Consider the following 15,941-nt stretch of genomic DNA (forward strand, 5'->3'; position numbering starts at 1 on the left):
GTTGGATAGAGTCCCTGGCGTTGACAGACACAGTTCCGCCCTCTCCTGTAGATTGTTCAGAAGTGGAAGCTGAAACCTGCGCTCCATCTTGAACAGTCAATTGCCCAGTTTCCACATTTAAGTTTCCAGCATTTCCAGAAGCTTCAGTTCCAACAAATAAGCCACTAGCTCCCATTTGCGAGGTTCCAATCAGTTGGATAGAGTCTGCGGTCACAGACAAGGTTCCTCCCCTTCCTTGACTGCGAGTATCAGCTGAAACCTGCGCTCCATCTTGAACAGTCAATTGCCCAGTTTCTACATTTAAATTTCCGGCATTTCCAGTACCTTCAGTTCCAACAAATAAGCCACTAGCTCCCATTTGCGAGGTTCCAATCAGTTGGATAGAGTCCCTGGCGTTGACAGACACAGTTCCGCCCTCTCCTGTAGATTGTTCAGAAGTGGAAGCTGAAACCTGCGCTCCATCTTGAACAATCAACTTCCCAGTTTCTATATTTAAGTTTCCGGCATTTCCAGTAGCTTGAGTCCCAACCAATAAGCCGCTTCTACTTTCACCATTTGTTCCAATAAGTTGGATAGAGTCCCTGGCGTTGACAGACACAGTTCCTCCCCCTCCAGTAGATTCTTTAGAAGTGGAAGCTGAAACCTGCGCTCCATCTTGAACAATCAATTGCCCAGTTTCAATCCTTAATTCTCCGGCATTTCCAGCACCTTGTGTTACAGTAAACAAGCCACTAGGTTTAGGTTTTTCACCTTCTATAATTGGGGAGGTTCCAATGAGTTGGATAAAGTCCCTTGCATTGACAAACAAAGTTCCTCCCCCTCCTGTAGATTGTAAAGAAGTGGAAGCTGAAATTTGCGAACCATCTTGAACAATCAACCGCCCAGTTTCAATCCTTAAGTCTCCGGCAGTTCCAGACCTTGTTGTCTCAGTGACCAAATGGCTTCCTTGCAAGAGCTCTACTGACTCCGATGCGTTCACCCCTAATGTTCCTCCCGATTTTGAGACTAGGGTATTAACCGCAATATCTGAAGCATCAAATGTAACGCGCCTGCCTTGTATTTGGATACCACCACCGCCTTCACCACTAGCACTTACTGTAGTTAAATTGGTAAGAGAGACATCTGCTCGCGCTACACTCTCAGGAAAACTTAAGCGGAAATTGTTGTTATCAATGTTCAACCCTACTGTTCCCTCTGCTGCTAATCCTCCTAATTCGATTCGACCATCTGGAGCATATACGATCGCTCCTTCTAAATTCACATCACCTCCCAATAGCACTAAATTCTGACCCTCAGGAACCGATAGAATTGCTCCATTAACTTGAATCGGCCCAACAGGCTGGGATGGAATTTGATTAAATAGAAATGCAGAAGGATTCACTCTCAGCAAGGGGTTAAGCGGATTGACAGGTGAAGTCATGGAAAATTCTCCACCACCTGAAAATTGGATCGCACTAGCTGTTGTGCCGATAAATGAACCGTTAATATTTAATGAGGCATTTTCTCCAAATATAATCCCGTTGGGATTCATTAAAAAGAAATTAGCTTTACCTTGAGTTTTAAGTGTTCCCTGGATGTCAGAGGGATTTCTCCCTGTAACTCGCACCAAAATATTATTGATGGTAGGGGCGTTTTGGAAATTGACTACCTCCTCACTTTTAATACTAAAGTTGCTAAAACTATGGAATAAATTTGTATTGCCAACGGTTGTACCCCCTGTAATATTCAAAGTAGTGTTGTCCATTCGCTCCACTTGAGTTCCCACAGAGGGATCAGCAGTGACCTGAGCGGATGTGCGATCCCCTCCTTGTATTCCAATCGCACCTGCTAGAATCACCAAGCCAGACAACCCTAAGTGGGAACCGCGACCAAACCAACTTCTTAAACTCACAGAACTTATCTCCTAACCCTTGAAAGTTACTTCATTGCAAGATAAACACCACTTTAGTAATGCTTGTGGAAACCTTTGCCTGTACCCTTCTCTAGGTAACTCTGCTGGAAGGTTAGGTTTTTGATTACTAATTTGCTGTTATGACGTAGTGACTGTATGAATTTTAAGACTTAACGTGAGTTTGACAAACCTCTTTCTGCCTTGAACTAAAGTTCAAAACTGTCCCTTTCCGAATCGGAGAGGGACGATTTTGCATAGTAAAATCTCTTAGATGTCTTTTTGATTGAGTTAATTAAGCGGATACTATAATAAGGCGTAGAATTCACGTTAAGACTTACGCACTTTACCAAATAATCATCCTGTATATCAACCTAAATACGTCTTTCAGCCTTTTCCAAATCACCCTTTATTGCTTGTGTAGGCTAGCAATAACCACAGCGAAAAGTAGAGCCAGGCGTAATAGCGGGTTTTTCGACTTGTACCCCTACTCCTAAAGCTTGCTAGCAAGAGCGTCTTTGAACAGGAAGAGCAACTGGCGGCAATGCCAAAAGCGAACTGTTAGCGCAACGTAAAGCCTACGGCATAGCTTCTCTACAAGACGCTACGCGAACGCTTAGAGCGACGCAGGAGCATCAATTTTCAAGACAGGCATCACAAAAAAGTCATTGAAAAATTAAATTAGAAACCTTAAAAACCATACCTGCTATTCTGGCTTTTCTGTCACTGTGTAAATGATGAATTGTTAGCAAAGTGAAGGTTACAAGGTAGCCAAGCTAACTGCTGATCAAGATAAAGTAGAGCACCAGTATTTGCGTTATAGCTACAATAACTAGGAAGTCCCACACCCCCACCAATTATTGTTAGTTGTGTAGATGGATTTTCTAGAGGAGGAGCAGGTTTCATGTCCTTACTCGAAACTTTTGTTGATGGTAAAACATCAGTTATAGAGTCAGTCAAGTTAATAGCATTCTCAGAAGACAAGGTGTCAATATCTTTGACACCAACGAGAATGTCATTAGCAACTCCTACCACTAAAGAGTCTTCACCTGATTTACCTATTAGAGTGTCATCACCTTGATCGCCTTTAGAGATAGCCTTATTGCTGCTAATAGTAGGGGTAATAATTTTAAGAATATCATCGTTAACTGAGAAGTCTGTAATTGTATCAATACCGCCACCTGAGTAATCTAAGACAAAGGTATCTCGACCACTACCACCAGTGAGATAGTCATTACCGCTTCCTCCTTCTAAGTAGTCATTACCTGCCCCACCTATTAGAGTGTCATTACCTGCATTGCCGTATATTTGATCGTTTCCTTGAGTCCCAACTAGATAGTTATTTCCAGAGGTGCCTTGAATAATTGCCACGTTCGTTACTCCCGGATAAATTAGTGTTTATACTGCTAATTTTAACTAGCAATTAGCATTACAGATGAGATTGGTAAAGAAACAAAACAGGGCGATCGCAACTAGAACAGCAATTCCATAATCAAAGTGCCAACCTTTCGTTTGTATATAGACAGTAGAAGGGGAGTTTGGCTCCCCCAACTCTAATAGAAAACTCTCCTGGAAAGTTAGATTTTTGATTCATCAATATTATTATTAGTTCTCGAAGCCACTACAGTAGTTGAATTCCAGTCAAGGTAACAAGGTAGCCAGGCTATCTGCTGATTTGAATAAAATAGAGCACCAGTACTTGCGTTATATGTAAAAATATTAGCAGATCGGCTAGCGGTACTCGAGCCGAGCGTTTGTGAACGAGTTGTAAAGTTAGTAGAGTCAATAGCACCATCTTCAACCTGTTCATAATTCCTCAGAGATGATGGTGTACCTATAAGATAGTTAGAAGCGCTAATACTTGAGGTAGTAACTTTAAGAATATCATTACTAACTGAAAAGTCTGTAATTGTATCAATACCACCACCTGAGTAATTCAGGACAAAGGTATCTCTACCACTACCACCAGTGAGAATGTCATTACCACTTTCTCCCACTAAGTAGTCATTACCCGCCCCACCTATTAGAGTGTCATTACCTGCATTGCCGTATATTTGATCGCTTCCTTGAGTCCCAGTTAGATAGTCGTTTCTAGAGGTGCCCTGAATATTTGCCACGTTCTTTACTCCGATAATTTAGTGTTTCCACTGTTTATCTTAACTAGCAACTAGCAAAACTGATGAGATTTGTTAAGTAATAAAAGAAGGTGCTTTCTCCAGCATTAACACTGTCAATATTGAGTTATCCTCTGTTTATCCACCGTTATAGCTGCATTGCAATTATTTTCCTAAACTATAACGTCCAACAATCGGCGCTTCAGTTTTAAATAAGGATTTGAGCCAACGGTAGACACTGCCCACCCGACAAAAATTTCTCGTTTTGAAAACAGCGTGATATTAGTGACAAAAGTCGCAATGTTAGTCACGAAAGTTGCAACGTTAGTAGCGATCGCTTCTGCATTCAGAGTGATTAAATAATTATAAATTCATAATTGATGGTCATAGAGCAACTACCCAGTCTGCAATCTAAAATCTAAAAATCGCTACGGCAATTAACTGGGTTCTGCCACGAACTATGAAGCGTGGTTGTGGGCGCATTAGCCGTGAGTACAACTTCACCTTTAGGATTTATCATCCACCCTTGCGCTTCCACAATCGGCGCTGGAATAGAACTAATTGCCTGAGTTGAAACACTTGTACTAGAGTGGTTTTCACCCTTTGGGTTGAGAGTTACCCAATCTACCTGGACTAGATCAGGAGTGAGGCGTTCGGTTGTGGGGTTGGGTGGTAAGCCACCGCGTCCGGTGATCGTAAAACTGCTTTGATTTTCACCAGGACGCACTTGACAAACTTGCGACACTTTGGTGTCAACTGGTACGGCTGGTAAGTTAATTAATCCTCGATAGGGGTCAACATCAAGAGTGTTGATATCTACAATGCCGCTTAAATTAGGACTTGTTTGGGAAATTGCTGTAATATCATTTGTCGGAAGTTGACGCGGGTCTAAATCCGTAGGGCGCAACCTTTTAAGGTCTTCCTCAGTTAGTGACGCAATTCCAAAAATCTTAGTAGCTTTAATTGTGACTCTCCCACCACTACCACTAAATGCATTGGCGGTGATGTCACTGTTTTCATTTGGTTTAGCGACGATGAAGCCGTCAGGCGCATCGATGGTAATATTACCGCCATTTCCACCCTGTTGATTAGTGCCTGCGGTAGCAGATATCCGGCTATTGCCGCTTAGTAACAATAAATCTAGATCGTGGAGTGTAATATCACCGCCATTACCGGATGCGGTTTCAGCACTGATTTCCCCTCCATTGTCTAAGCGAATGGAAGGCGATCGTACCTGAACGTTGCCAGCACTCCCTGACCCTTGAGAGCTAACAAACAATCCACTGTTAGCAGACTCATCCTCAACAAGACCCCCATCAATTCCTCGGACAAGCCGTTTAAAGGGAGCACTACCAGATATAGTTACCCTATCAGTAGCATTAACTGTGATATTACCTGCAATCCCACTGCTGCCCGTGAAAGCATTAGCAAGGATTTGTCCGCCATTAACCGCTTCCACAGTATTCGCGTTCACCGTGATACTCCCAGCATTTCCCTCACGTATAGTGCGGGCATCTACAACCCCATTGTCTGCTACCCGAAAAGCATTAGTATTAATAATGATGTTTCCTCCCTGCCCCCCTTGAGTGGTACGTGAAAATAATCCACTTACCGTTCTATAATTAATGTCAACTCCAGAAACGTTAACAGCTTCAGTTGCATTAACTTCTATTTCTCCACCTTTTCCTTGACCAAAAGAAGCACTAGATATTTGTGCGCCATTTCCTACAATTAACTGCCTAGTAATAATCTTTAAGTCACCGGCATTGCCAAACTTTTCTGTTTGAGTAGATAAAAAACTAGGGACTTGCTGCTTTTTGGATGATATTCCTGTTCCTTGTAATTCCACCAAATCGCTAGCAGCCACAAACAAATTTCCTCCCTTTCCTTGACCACGACTAGCAGTTAATACTTGTGCTCCATTCTGGACACTCAAGCGTCTGGTATTAATTGTCGAGTCTCCAGCATTTCCTGCACCGAAAGTTTGAGTGAACAAGCCGCTTTCAGCATCAATTAGTTCCACGGAATCGGTGGCGGTTATAGTCAAATTTCCCCCCTGTCCCTCGCCTTGAGTAGAAGTTGATACTCGCGCTCCTTTCTGAGAACTTAACCTTCGAGTCGTAATTGTCAAGTTTCCAGCATCTCCAGCACCTAAAGTTTGAGTGAACAAGCCGTTATTTGTTGTTCCTGCTAGCTCCACAAACTCCGAGGCGCGAACGGTAAGGTTTCCTCCGTGTCCCGTCTTACCTAAGCTATTAGCTCTGATAAATGAGCCATCCCCTTGGATACTCAACTGTCCAGTTTCAATCGTCACATCTCCTCCGGTTACAGTTGCTGTTGATAAAATATCGGCTTTAATCTGCGAACCCTCAGTGAGGCTAACTGCATTTTTTGTGTTTACAAGCACGTCTCCACCAGGCTCTGTACCTATTGTATCGGCAAAAATCCGTGAGCCTTGAGTTAGAGCCAAATTATTGCTCTGAATCTGAACATCACCACCGCCAGCATCGGTAACAGCGATATACGCTTTGTCTTCCAATCCAATATCGCCAAAATTATTTACAGAGGCGTACCCCAGTACCCAATCGTTATCTTTTTGGTTCAAGCTCACTTCTCCAACACCAGCCACACTACCTAGCTCAATCCGTCCTCCTGGAGCTGCCAAATTCGGTTGATTTAAAGCTGCTCGTTCACCTCCCTGCAACGTCAGATCACCGCCCACAAGTGCTAAAGTTTTACCAGGTTGCACTTCTAGGTCAGATCCTTCTACACGAATCTGTTCTGCTCCCTGAAATTGCAAGCCAATGGGAACACTTACTGTTAGCAGAGGTGTGTTTTGGGGAGGAAACGCGCTAAACAGAGCGCCATCTGCAAATTTTAGGTGGTTTGCTGTAGTTGCGATGAAAGAACCCTTGATGTCCAATTGGGCATTAGGCCCAAAAATAATTCCATTGGGATTGAGAAAAAACAAGTTAGCAGAACCATTGGCTTTAATCAGACCATCAATGAGAGAAGGAGAATTACCCGTGACGCGGCTGATGATATTTTGAACATCTGAACGGTTGTTGAAGTAAGCCTGACTGCCAGTGGGTACAGAAAACTGCTCAAAACTGTGGAAAAGATTACTTCCAGCTTGAGTTCCTCCTTCAATAATTCTGCTATTCCCCTCTAATTTGACAGTGGAATTATTCGGTAAAGTGCTATCAGGCGTAATTTGAGCAAAGGTGCAATCCCCAGTATTGAGGTATGCGCCACTAATAGCTAAAGAAATCATTAGCCTTAAAAGCCAGCACTTCGTGCGTAAGTTTTTAGTCATTTGATGAATTTTCCTTAATAAGAGAAATAAGTGTGATTTTTTGTGCTGTTTGGACAGCATAAATCATAAAGTTTTGTAAAGAAATGCACAATTGACAGAAAAATTTATGCTGCAACTTGGGTTATTAAATAGAGGTGATTTTACCTCTAAGGAAAAACAATCAATTGAGTGATTACTATGCATCATTCCTTGAAAATAAAAATCTGGGATTTAGACCATATTGAATCAATTGTTGAGCAGGACATCACAGATGTAGGGGCTGAAAAAATTGTCGGAGGAAGGGTGGTATGTGCTCCCAATGACTACTACTGTCTAATGAATGTACCTTCTATGCCTGACGACCCTCTTCCTTCCTGTATTATTGTTAATATTGAAGTTAATTTAACGAAAATAATCTCTAAATCACTATTGACAAAAGATTTGGTTAATGTAGCGACAAACTCAGATTTATCGCTTGATTTAAGTAAGTCGGCGTCAAAAAATCAACTTATGTAACGAAATTAAAGGATAATGTGGTCGTTTTTTAACCATTAAGTGGCCGCAGGGCAGAACTTAACACTTAAGGGAGTTTGAGACATTTGAATGCGATTGCCTTTGCCACTGCCCTTTGGGCGATCGCTCCAAATCCTGCACAACGGAATAATAAGCATTACAGCAATCCTTTGGCGGAAATTTTATCATTTAAAAGCCGCTACTTTATTCTTTAAACCATAATTTTTATGAGCCATAACGCGCAACAATTGGCACATCGGCAAATTCTGACAAACCAACAGCTTTTAACAAATTGGTTCAATCATCATTTCAGGTGCGATCGCTTGAATTAGTGCGGCGCATATCAGCTAAACTAGTTACAACATCTTGCCAAATATAATTAACAGCATAGGCACAAAGGACAAGTTCTAGTTATGTGTGGTGCGATCGCTTTACATTTCACATTATCGGCTCATTAGTTAAACCGTCACCTCAGAACTTGCACCAGTCCTCACGAACGCCTCAGAATGAATTCACCAGGCTTATAGTTAAAGTCTATCTATTGAACACTAAGTAAGGGTTGTAGTCCACGCTTAGTGGACTTGGGCTATAAGAAAAGAGAATAAATTCTCAGGTAGGATAAGCAGGTACAAGATATAACTTACCCTAAATGCAGAAACTGTCCTGGCAACATTACGACTGAAGTGGTTCCCGTTAAGTCTGAAGTGGCTCCCGTTAAGTCTGAAGTGGCTCCCGTTAAGTCTGAAGTGGTTCCCGTTAAGTCTGAAGTGGCTCCCGTTAAGTCTGAAGTGGCTCCTGTTAAGTCTGAAGTGGCTCCTGTTAAGTCTGAAGTGGCTCCCGTTAAGTCTGAAGTGGCTCCCGTCACGACTGATATCATGTCCGCTTGATTACTTACTAAACTACAAGAACCCCAAAGAGCCAAAGCTACGCTTCGTCTCCCCTCTACGGTATACACACAAGTCGAAGTAAACTACGTATCTAGGGTCTGAGTGCAGGAGTCATTGAAAATTCATTTCTTTAGTTTATCTAAAGTCGCATCTAAGTTCTCAAATTACTTTTCTAAGATAGAAGCAGCAACTATAAGTTGCCATACACGACTAAAACCCAATTAACAGCTAGTGGCTGCGGAGAACATAAAAATGGCTAAAGCGCCAGATTCAATAGAATCGCCTATCAATGATGGAATTACAGACAGATCCTTAGATCGTGATTGTACAACCTTATCGCGTCACGTCTTACAGCAACTTCAGAGTTTTTCGGCAGATGCACAGGATTTAAGTGCGCTGATGAATCGCATCGCCTTGGCTGGTAAGCTGGTTGCTCGCCGCATGAGTCGCGCTGGTTTAATGGAAGGCGTTCTGGGATTTACTGGGGAAGTTAATGTACAAGGAGAATCCGTCAAAAAGATGGATGTCTATGCCAATGATGTGTTTATCTCAGTGTTTAAGCAAAGTGGCTTAGTCTGTCGCCTAGCTTCTGAGGAAATGGAAAATCCCTACTACATCCCGGAAAATTGCCCCATTGGGCGCTATACCCTGCTGTATGACCCAATTGATGGCTCATCCAACACTGATAATAATCTCAGCTTGGGTTCTATTTTTGCTATTCGCCAACAAGAAGGAACTGATAGCGATCGCAAGGCAACTGACCTCCTCACCAACGGACGTAAGCAACTTGCTGCCGGATACATCCTATATGGTCCTAGCACAATGCTGGTTTATACTATAGGTAAGGGCGTTCATTCCTTTGTCCTTGATCCCAGCTTAGGAGAATTTATTCTCACAGAAGAAAACATTCGGATTCCTAACCACGGTTCTGTTTACAGCGTAAATGAGGGGAACTTCTGGCAGTGGGAAGAATCAATTCGAGAATATATCCGCTACGTTCATCGCACAGAAGGTTACAGCGCTCGTTATAGCGGCGCAATGGTAAGCGACATCCATAGAATTTTGGTTCAAGGCGGCGTGTTTCTCTACCCAGGCACAATTCAAAACCCAGAAGGGAAATTGCGCTTACTTTATGAAACTGCTCCTCTAGCGTTTTTGATTGAACAAGCCGGCGGTCGTGCTACTACAGGATTGGTAAATATCTTGGATGTAGTGCCAAAAAAATTGCATCAACGTACACCTTTAATTATTGGTAGTAGAGAGGATGTAGCAAAGGTGGAGTCTTTTATTCAAAACGGACACTAGTGCTGCAAGGCAAAAGTCAAAAGTTAACACTGAGCGACTTGCCTTGAACGCAGTCGAAAGGAGTCGAAGTTTCAAAAGTTAACACTGAGTCAAGTCGAAGTGTCAAAAGTCACTCAGGTTGAATTTTCGGCTTTCTGGTTGTAATGAAATGGTAAGTTTATTTATGCCGATCTTTAGTAAGTGTAAAAAGGCACAATATAGGAGCAAATAAAGCTTGTAAATAAAGCTTTTTAAACTTTTTCAACTGGATAGTTATTTTTGTCATGCTGCACTAGAAGACGGTAATAAAAGGATCAAGGATGCATCTAGCATCTGGCATTAATTAAAAGTTAATCATGGTGATTTAAGATTAGCGATGCAAAATACCACTTTTTGAAGATGTATTAAAGATTATCTCAGCTGGCTGATGCGATAAGTGATTGGCAACGCCACAATTCAAAAGTAACCATCAAATTTTGATGGGTTTTGCCAACTAACTTAGAAAGATCACTATACAGGAGTGAAACAAATTAGAGCTATGTCTACCAATCATTTACTAGAAATTAACCAATACGGTCAAAGTATCTGGATGGATAATTTGACCCGTGACATTATTCAATCAGGTGAACTCAAAGATATGATTGAAAATCAAGGTATATCTGGGATTACCTCTAACCCAGCTATCTTTGAAAAAGCGATCGCAGGTAACGCCATTTATGATGCCGATATCGAAGCCGGAGTTCGCGCGGGCTTACCCACATACAAAATTTACGAATCGCTAGTTTTTGCAGATATCCGTAATGCTTGTGATATTTTACGCCCTGTTTTTGAAGCCTCGAATAGACTAGATGGTTATGTGAGTATTGAAGTCCCACCAACTATCGCCCAAGATACTGAAGCAACAATAAACGAAGCCCGGCGTTATTTCCAAGAGATTGGTCGGGAAAATTTGATGATTAAAATTCCCGGTACAGAACCTGGCTTACCAGCAGTAGAGCAGGTAATAGCCGAAGGAATGAATGTCAATATTACGTTGCTGTTTTCTGTAGATAGCTACATAAACACAGCTTGGGCTTATATTCGTGGCTTAGAAAAACGGCTGGCTGAGGGCAAGGACATCAGTAGAATTGCTTCAGTCGCTAGCTTCTTCCTCAGCCGGATCGATAGCAACATTGACAGCAAAATTGATGCTAAGTTGAAAAAAGGCGTTGATGATATTGCCGTGGAAGCAAAGCTAACAGATGTTAAAGGAAAAGTAGCGATTGCTAACGCCAAGATTGCGTACCAGGAATACAAGAAAATTATCGAGAGCGATCGTTGGAAAGCCTTGGCAGCAAAAGGGGCTACAGTACAACGGCTACTTTGGGCTAGTACCAGCACCAAAGACCCCAATTACAACGACGTGATGTATATCGAAGAGTTGATTGGGCGAGATACCGTTAACACCGTACCACCAGCGACGATAAAAGCTTGTGCCGATCATTGTAACGTAGGCGATCGCTTAGAAACAGATGTAGATAAAGCTTACACGCTGATCGAAAACCTTAAAGATCCCGACATCAACATCGATCTTGATGCCGTAATGGATGAACTGTTAGTTGAAGGTATTGACAAATTCATTCAGCCCTTCCAGTCCTTGATGAACTCTTTAGAAGAAAAGATCAAGGTATTGTCACCAGTGTAGGGACTAGGGACTAGGGACTGGTGACTGGGGACTCTTTACTGGGGACTGGTAAACAATTTTCCTAATACTAAACCCCCAATACCCAATACCCAGTCCCTAATACCCAGTCCCCAATCTCAAAATCCAAAATCCCAAATCCAAAATTCCTATGGTTAGTCTGCTAGAAAATCCCTTGCGCGTTGGTCTGCAACAACAAGGGATGCCCGAACCCCAAATTATAGTTATCTTTGGCGCTTCTGGTGATCTCACCTGGCGTAAACTAGTGCCAGCACTTTACAAATTGCGACGAGAACGGCGGATACCGCCAGAAACTACTATTGTCGGCGTAGCACGTCGAGAATGGAGCCATGAATACTTCCGTGAACAAATGCAGAAGGGCATGGAAGAAGCACATCCTAATGTCGATTTAGGGGAACTTTGGCAAGACTTCTCTCAAGGTCTGTTCTATAGTCCTGGGGATATAGACAACCCCGAAGGCTACAAGAAACTAAAAACCTTATTGAGTGAATTAGACGAAAAACGGGGCACACGAGGTAATCGCATGTTTTACCTCTCAGTTGCTCCCTCATTTTTTCCCGAAGCAATTAAGCAGCTAGGAAGCGGCGGGATGCTAGAAGATCCCTACAAACATCGTCTAGTAATTGAAAAACCCTTTGGTAGGGACTTAGCTTCTGCCCAAAGTCTTAACCAAGTAGTACAGAAATATTGCAAAGAAAATCAGGTATACCGCATTGACCACTACTTGGGTAAAGAAACAGTCCAGAATTTACTGGTGTTTCGCTTTGCCAATGCGATTTTTGAACCCTTATGGAATCGTCAATTTGTTGACCACGTACAAATTACCGTAGCAGAAACTGTGGGAGTGGAAGACCGGGCTGGCTACTATGAAACCGTCGGCGCACTGCGGGATATGTTGCAAAATCACCTCATGCAACTTTACTGCCTAACCGCGATGGAAGCACCCAACGCAATGGATGCCGACAGCATCCGTACAGAAAAAGTGAAGGTACTCCAAGCTACTCGTTTAGCTGATGTTCACAATCTGTCGCGGTCAGCAGTCCGTGGTCAGTACAGTGCTGGCTGGATGAAGGGTCAAGCAGTGCCAGGGTATCGGACAGAACCAGGCGTTAACGCCAACTCCACCACACCCACCTATGTAGCGATGAAGTTTTTGGTGGACAACTGGCGATGGAAAGGTGTTCCTTTCTACTTGCGTACCGGAAAGCGGATGCCGAAAAAAGTGAGTGAGATTTCGATTCATTTCCGCGAAGTTCCATCTCGGATGTTTCAATCAGCCGCCCAACAGGTAAACGCCAACATTTTGACAATGCGGATTCAGCCGAATGAAGGAATTTCCCTGCGTTTTGATGTCAAAATGCCGGGAGCAGAATTCCGCACCCGTTCCGTTGATATGGACTTTAGTTATGGTTCCTTTGGCATCCAAGCAACATCTGATGCCTATGATCGCCTATTCCTTGATTGTATGATGGGCGATCAAACATTGTTCACACGGGCGGACGAAGTAGAAGCAGCTTGGCAGGTAGTAACGCCAGCCCTTTCCGTTTGGGATGCACCCGCCGATCCAAATACTATTCCCCAGTACGAAGCCGGTACTTGGGAACCAGCAGAAGCAGAATTCTTAATTAACCAGGATGGCCGTCGCTGGCGCAGACTTTAGCAAGTTAGGAGTGATGAGTTAGGAGTGATAAATTATGAGTAATGAGTGATGAGTTATAACTTATGAGTTTTTGAATTAATAATTTCAGTTCTCTAACTACTAACTCCTGTACAGATGCGATTAATCGTGTCTCTACTCTTAACTCCTGTACAGATGCGATTAATCGTGTCTCTACTCCTAACTCCTGTACAGATGCGATTAATCGCGTCTCTACTCCTAACTCCTGTACAGACGCGATTAATCGCGTCTCTACTCCTAACTCCTGTACAGACGCGATTAATCGCGTCTCTACTCCTAACTCCTAACTCCTAACTCCTAACTTATTCAACAAACAAAGCTGACAACTTAAAATTACTATGCCTCAAACTTCTACAATTTTTTCACTCCAGGCACCAAAAGATATTTCGCTTGACGAAATAGATACGGAACTGAATCAAATTTGGCAAAGCTACGGCATTACTGGCCAGGATGGTGGACTTCCCAGTGCTACTAGGGCAACAACATTTACTTTAGTGGTCTACGAACCAGAAGAAACTCAATATTTGTTGGCTGCTTTGGGATTTTACAACGGCCCAATTGATGGGATTTTAGGGCCACAGATGGCAGCAGCATTGCGAGAAGTGCAAAAAAAACATAGTCTGCCACAAACTGGAACAGCAACACTAGAAACTCTGACTGTATTACGAGAAGAATTCGCTAAAGTTCAGCGAAACGGGTCTGGAGGAGAACATCCTGGTAGTGGGATCTTAAATAATAGCGCCAGCCCTAGAATTGCCGATGAGATTGCCCTCCGTAACCCCTGCCGCATCATTGCACTATTTCCCATTGCTGGCGAAGATCAAGGGGTTAAAGCTCAAGTTTCTGCCTATTGCCCCATCCAAAAGCAATCGTCAAGGACACTTGTCTGCTGTGAATATATTACTCTTAGTGGTACTGCTGCTGCTTTAGAACGCATCGGTGGCATGATTCCAGCATTGTTGATCGGCGGCTTGCCGAAGTTTCTCTGGTGGAAGGCAACACCAGACCCTAACAACGGTCTATTCAAGCGCCTAGCAGCAGTCTGCAATAATGTCATTGTAGATTCTTGCAACTTTAACACCCCAGAAAGTGATTTACTCCACCTACAAGAGTTAGTAGAAACGGGTGTACCTTTAGCTGACTTGAACTGGCGTCGCCTCGCATCATGGCAGGAATTGACAGCTGAAGCCTACGATTCTCCTCACCGTCGCGTCGCCCTCAAAGAAATTGACCGCGTTAACATTGATTACGAAAAAGGCAATCCCGCTCAAGCTTTGCTGTTTTTGGGCTGGCTAGCAAGTCGGTTGCAATGGCAGCCAGTTTCTTATGAAAAAGAAAGCGGTGATTATGACATCACTCGCATCCGTTTTATTGCTCAAGAGCAGCGACAAGTAGAAGCAGAGTTAGCAGGAGTTCCAGTTGCTGATGTGGGCGATATTATCGGCGACTTGATTGCCTTGCGCCTCAGTTCGACAAATCCCCAGGCAGACTGTGGTACAGTTATCTGTTCAGAAACTGGCGGTTGTATGCGGATGGAAACCCACGGTGGCGCTCAATCTGCTGGTCTGTTTCAACAGGTGACTTCACTTTCAGAACAAAAGGCGGAAGCTTTGCTCAGTCAGCAGGTGCAACGCTGGGGCCGCGAGTCACTGTTTGAAGAAAGCTTGGGAGTGACAGCAAAGATTTTCAAATTGGAAACAAATTAGTAGTTCACCAACCCAAAATTGCTAGGTGGGGGCAGGTATAGGAGCAGGGGAGAGTTGTTGTACAAGTTCTTTCCCCTCTTCCCCTCTGCACCTCAAGCTTGTGAGAAATGCGGGTAAAGACCTGATTTATCGCGTCTCTTGTCTTAACCAAGAGCTATTGCCCCTTACTAGGGTGCAACTAAGTTGCATCGACTTGCAACGTTGTTATATCTAAGTTGCAAAAATGAGCTTACCTTTTCTTTCAATACCGTTCAGTTAAGATCCCCTTGCCTACAGCGATCCCTTTAAAAAGGGGGTAAAAGAGGCTTGGAAGCCCCACTTTTTAAGGGGGTTGGGAGGATCTTCAAAATATGAAAACGTTAGTCGAACCGTATTCCCTTTTCTTTAACCTTGTTTTATCTAAAAACTTAACCTTACTGATAACTTTAAGGTCGTAATGGGTACATTAATTATGTATATTACAACAGTATACTGATATGCCTACCCAAGATACAACACGCCGTTTGCGCCCTCAATTAATTAGTGAAGATGTTAATTCATGGCACGGCTTGCAAATTATTGGCACTTATGAAACAACCCGTGCTGATGCTTCTGCTACCAAATTACAGCAAGCTTATCAGACTATGTTGATCCAGCAACAAGCTCAAACCGAGAAATTAGCTTTATACCGTGCTGCTGCTGATGCTGCGCGATTGGCAGAATGGAAATTTCACAATGCAGTATTAGCGATGAAAGAAGTTGTGCGCGGACAATATGGATTAGATAGCGACCAAGCCCAAGCGGTAGGATTAAAGAAAAAATCGGAGTACAAGCGTCCTAGCCGCAAAAAGTTAGTCGCATCATAAGCTAAGAAAGATTAACACATTTTACATGT

The 15,941-nt window shown here is 43.1% G+C and carries 12 protein-coding genes; 7 read left to right on the forward strand and 5 right to left on the reverse strand.

Annotated elements, in window-relative coordinates:
• The 4 genes from V7L20_RS09905 to V7L20_RS09920 form a co-directional block, all read right to left on the reverse strand.
• The coding region (locus V7L20_RS09905; protein ID WP_334743912.1) for a two-partner secretion domain-containing protein at window positions 1-1,891 on the reverse strand (1,891 nt) is incomplete at its 3' end.
• 720 nt (window positions 1,892-2,611) lie between these two features.
• Window positions 2,612-3,259, reverse strand: coding sequence for a hypothetical protein (locus V7L20_RS09910; RefSeq protein ID WP_334743913.1), 648 nt, complete (start codon window positions 3,257-3,259; stop codon window positions 2,612-2,614).
• Between the two features lie 206 nt (window positions 3,260-3,465).
• Entirely contained in the window at window positions 3,466-4,005 is a 540-nt protein-coding gene (locus tag V7L20_RS09915) for a hypothetical protein (protein ID WP_334743914.1), read from the reverse strand.
• 415 nt (window positions 4,006-4,420) lie between these two features.
• On the reverse strand, window positions 4,421-7,318 hold the full coding sequence (locus V7L20_RS09920) for an S-layer family protein (protein ID WP_334743915.1): 2,898 nt from the start codon (window positions 7,316-7,318) through the stop codon (window positions 4,421-4,423).
• A gap of 177 nt (window positions 7,319-7,495) precedes the next feature.
• Here V7L20_RS09920 and V7L20_RS09925 point away from each other — a divergent pair, with 177 nt between their 5' ends.
• Both V7L20_RS09925 and V7L20_RS09930 read left to right on the forward strand, forming a co-directional pair.
• Window positions 7,496-7,813, forward strand: coding sequence for a hypothetical protein (locus V7L20_RS09925; protein ID WP_334743916.1), 318 nt, complete (start codon window positions 7,496-7,498; stop codon window positions 7,811-7,813).
• A 74-nt stretch (window positions 7,814-7,887) separates the two neighbouring features.
• Window positions 7,888-8,025, forward strand: coding sequence for a hypothetical protein (locus V7L20_RS09930; protein WP_334743917.1), 138 nt, complete (start codon window positions 7,888-7,890; stop codon window positions 8,023-8,025).
• Window positions 8,026-8,450: 425 nt separating this feature from the next.
• Here V7L20_RS09930 and V7L20_RS09935 read toward each other — a convergent pair whose 3' ends face one another.
• A complete protein-coding gene (locus tag V7L20_RS09935; RefSeq protein WP_334743918.1) occupies window positions 8,451-8,687 on the reverse strand; it encodes a hypothetical protein in 237 nt (78 codons plus the stop codon).
• Between the two features lie 262 nt (window positions 8,688-8,949).
• On the opposite strand from V7L20_RS09935, the gene fbp reads away from it, so the two are divergent.
• From fbp to V7L20_RS09960, 5 genes are all read left to right on the forward strand, one after another.
• On the forward strand, window positions 8,950-10,002 hold the full coding sequence (gene fbp, locus V7L20_RS09940) for a class 1 fructose-bisphosphatase (RefSeq protein WP_334743919.1): 1,053 nt from the start codon (window positions 8,950-8,952) through the stop codon (window positions 10,000-10,002).
• A 517-nt stretch (window positions 10,003-10,519) separates the two neighbouring features.
• Entirely contained in the window at window positions 10,520-11,665 is a 1,146-nt protein-coding gene (gene tal, locus V7L20_RS09945; protein ID WP_334743920.1) for a transaldolase, read from the forward strand.
• Between the two features lie 148 nt (window positions 11,666-11,813).
• Entirely contained in the window at window positions 11,814-13,343 is a 1,530-nt protein-coding gene (zwf, locus tag V7L20_RS09950) for a glucose-6-phosphate dehydrogenase (RefSeq protein ID WP_334743921.1), read from the forward strand.
• Between the two features lie 356 nt (window positions 13,344-13,699).
• Window positions 13,700-15,067: a glucose-6-phosphate dehydrogenase assembly protein OpcA gene (gene opcA / locus V7L20_RS09955; RefSeq protein WP_334743922.1), complete on the forward strand. Its 1,368-nt coding sequence runs from the start codon at window positions 13,700-13,702 to the stop codon at window positions 15,065-15,067.
• 476 nt (window positions 15,068-15,543) lie between these two features.
• The gene (locus V7L20_RS09960) at window positions 15,544-15,912 is read left to right on the forward strand and encodes a hypothetical protein (RefSeq protein WP_334743923.1); all 369 of its coding nucleotides are present in this window, start codon (window positions 15,544-15,546) and stop codon (window positions 15,910-15,912) included.
• Window positions 15,913-15,941 lie beyond the last annotated feature (29 nt).

Source organism: Nostoc sp. (genome assembly GCF_036916735.1).
Taxonomy (GTDB): domain Bacteria; phylum Cyanobacteriota; class Cyanobacteriia; order Cyanobacteriales; family Nostocaceae; genus Nostoc.

Coding starts and splice junctions, on each gene's coding strand:
- V7L20_RS09920 (WP_334743915.1), bottom strand. CDS start 7,318: ATGACTAAAAACTTACGCACGAAGTGCTGGCTTTTAAGGCTAATGATT.
- V7L20_RS09925 (WP_334743916.1), top strand. CDS start 7,496: ATGCATCATTCCTTGAAAATAAAAATCTGGGATTTAGACCATATTGAA.
- V7L20_RS09935 (WP_334743918.1), bottom strand. CDS start 8,687: ATGATATCAGTCGTGACGGGAGCCACTTCAGACTTAACGGGAGCCACT.
- fbp (WP_334743919.1), top strand. CDS start 8,950: ATGGCTAAAGCGCCAGATTCAATAGAATCGCCTATCAATGATGGAATT.
- tal (WP_334743920.1), top strand. CDS start 10,520: ATGTCTACCAATCATTTACTAGAAATTAACCAATACGGTCAAAGTATC.
- zwf (WP_334743921.1), top strand. CDS start 11,814: ATGGTTAGTCTGCTAGAAAATCCCTTGCGCGTTGGTCTGCAACAACAA.
- opcA (WP_334743922.1), top strand. CDS start 13,700: ATGCCTCAAACTTCTACAATTTTTTCACTCCAGGCACCAAAAGATATT.
- V7L20_RS09960 (WP_334743923.1), top strand. CDS start 15,544: ATGCCTACCCAAGATACAACACGCCGTTTGCGCCCTCAATTAATTAGT.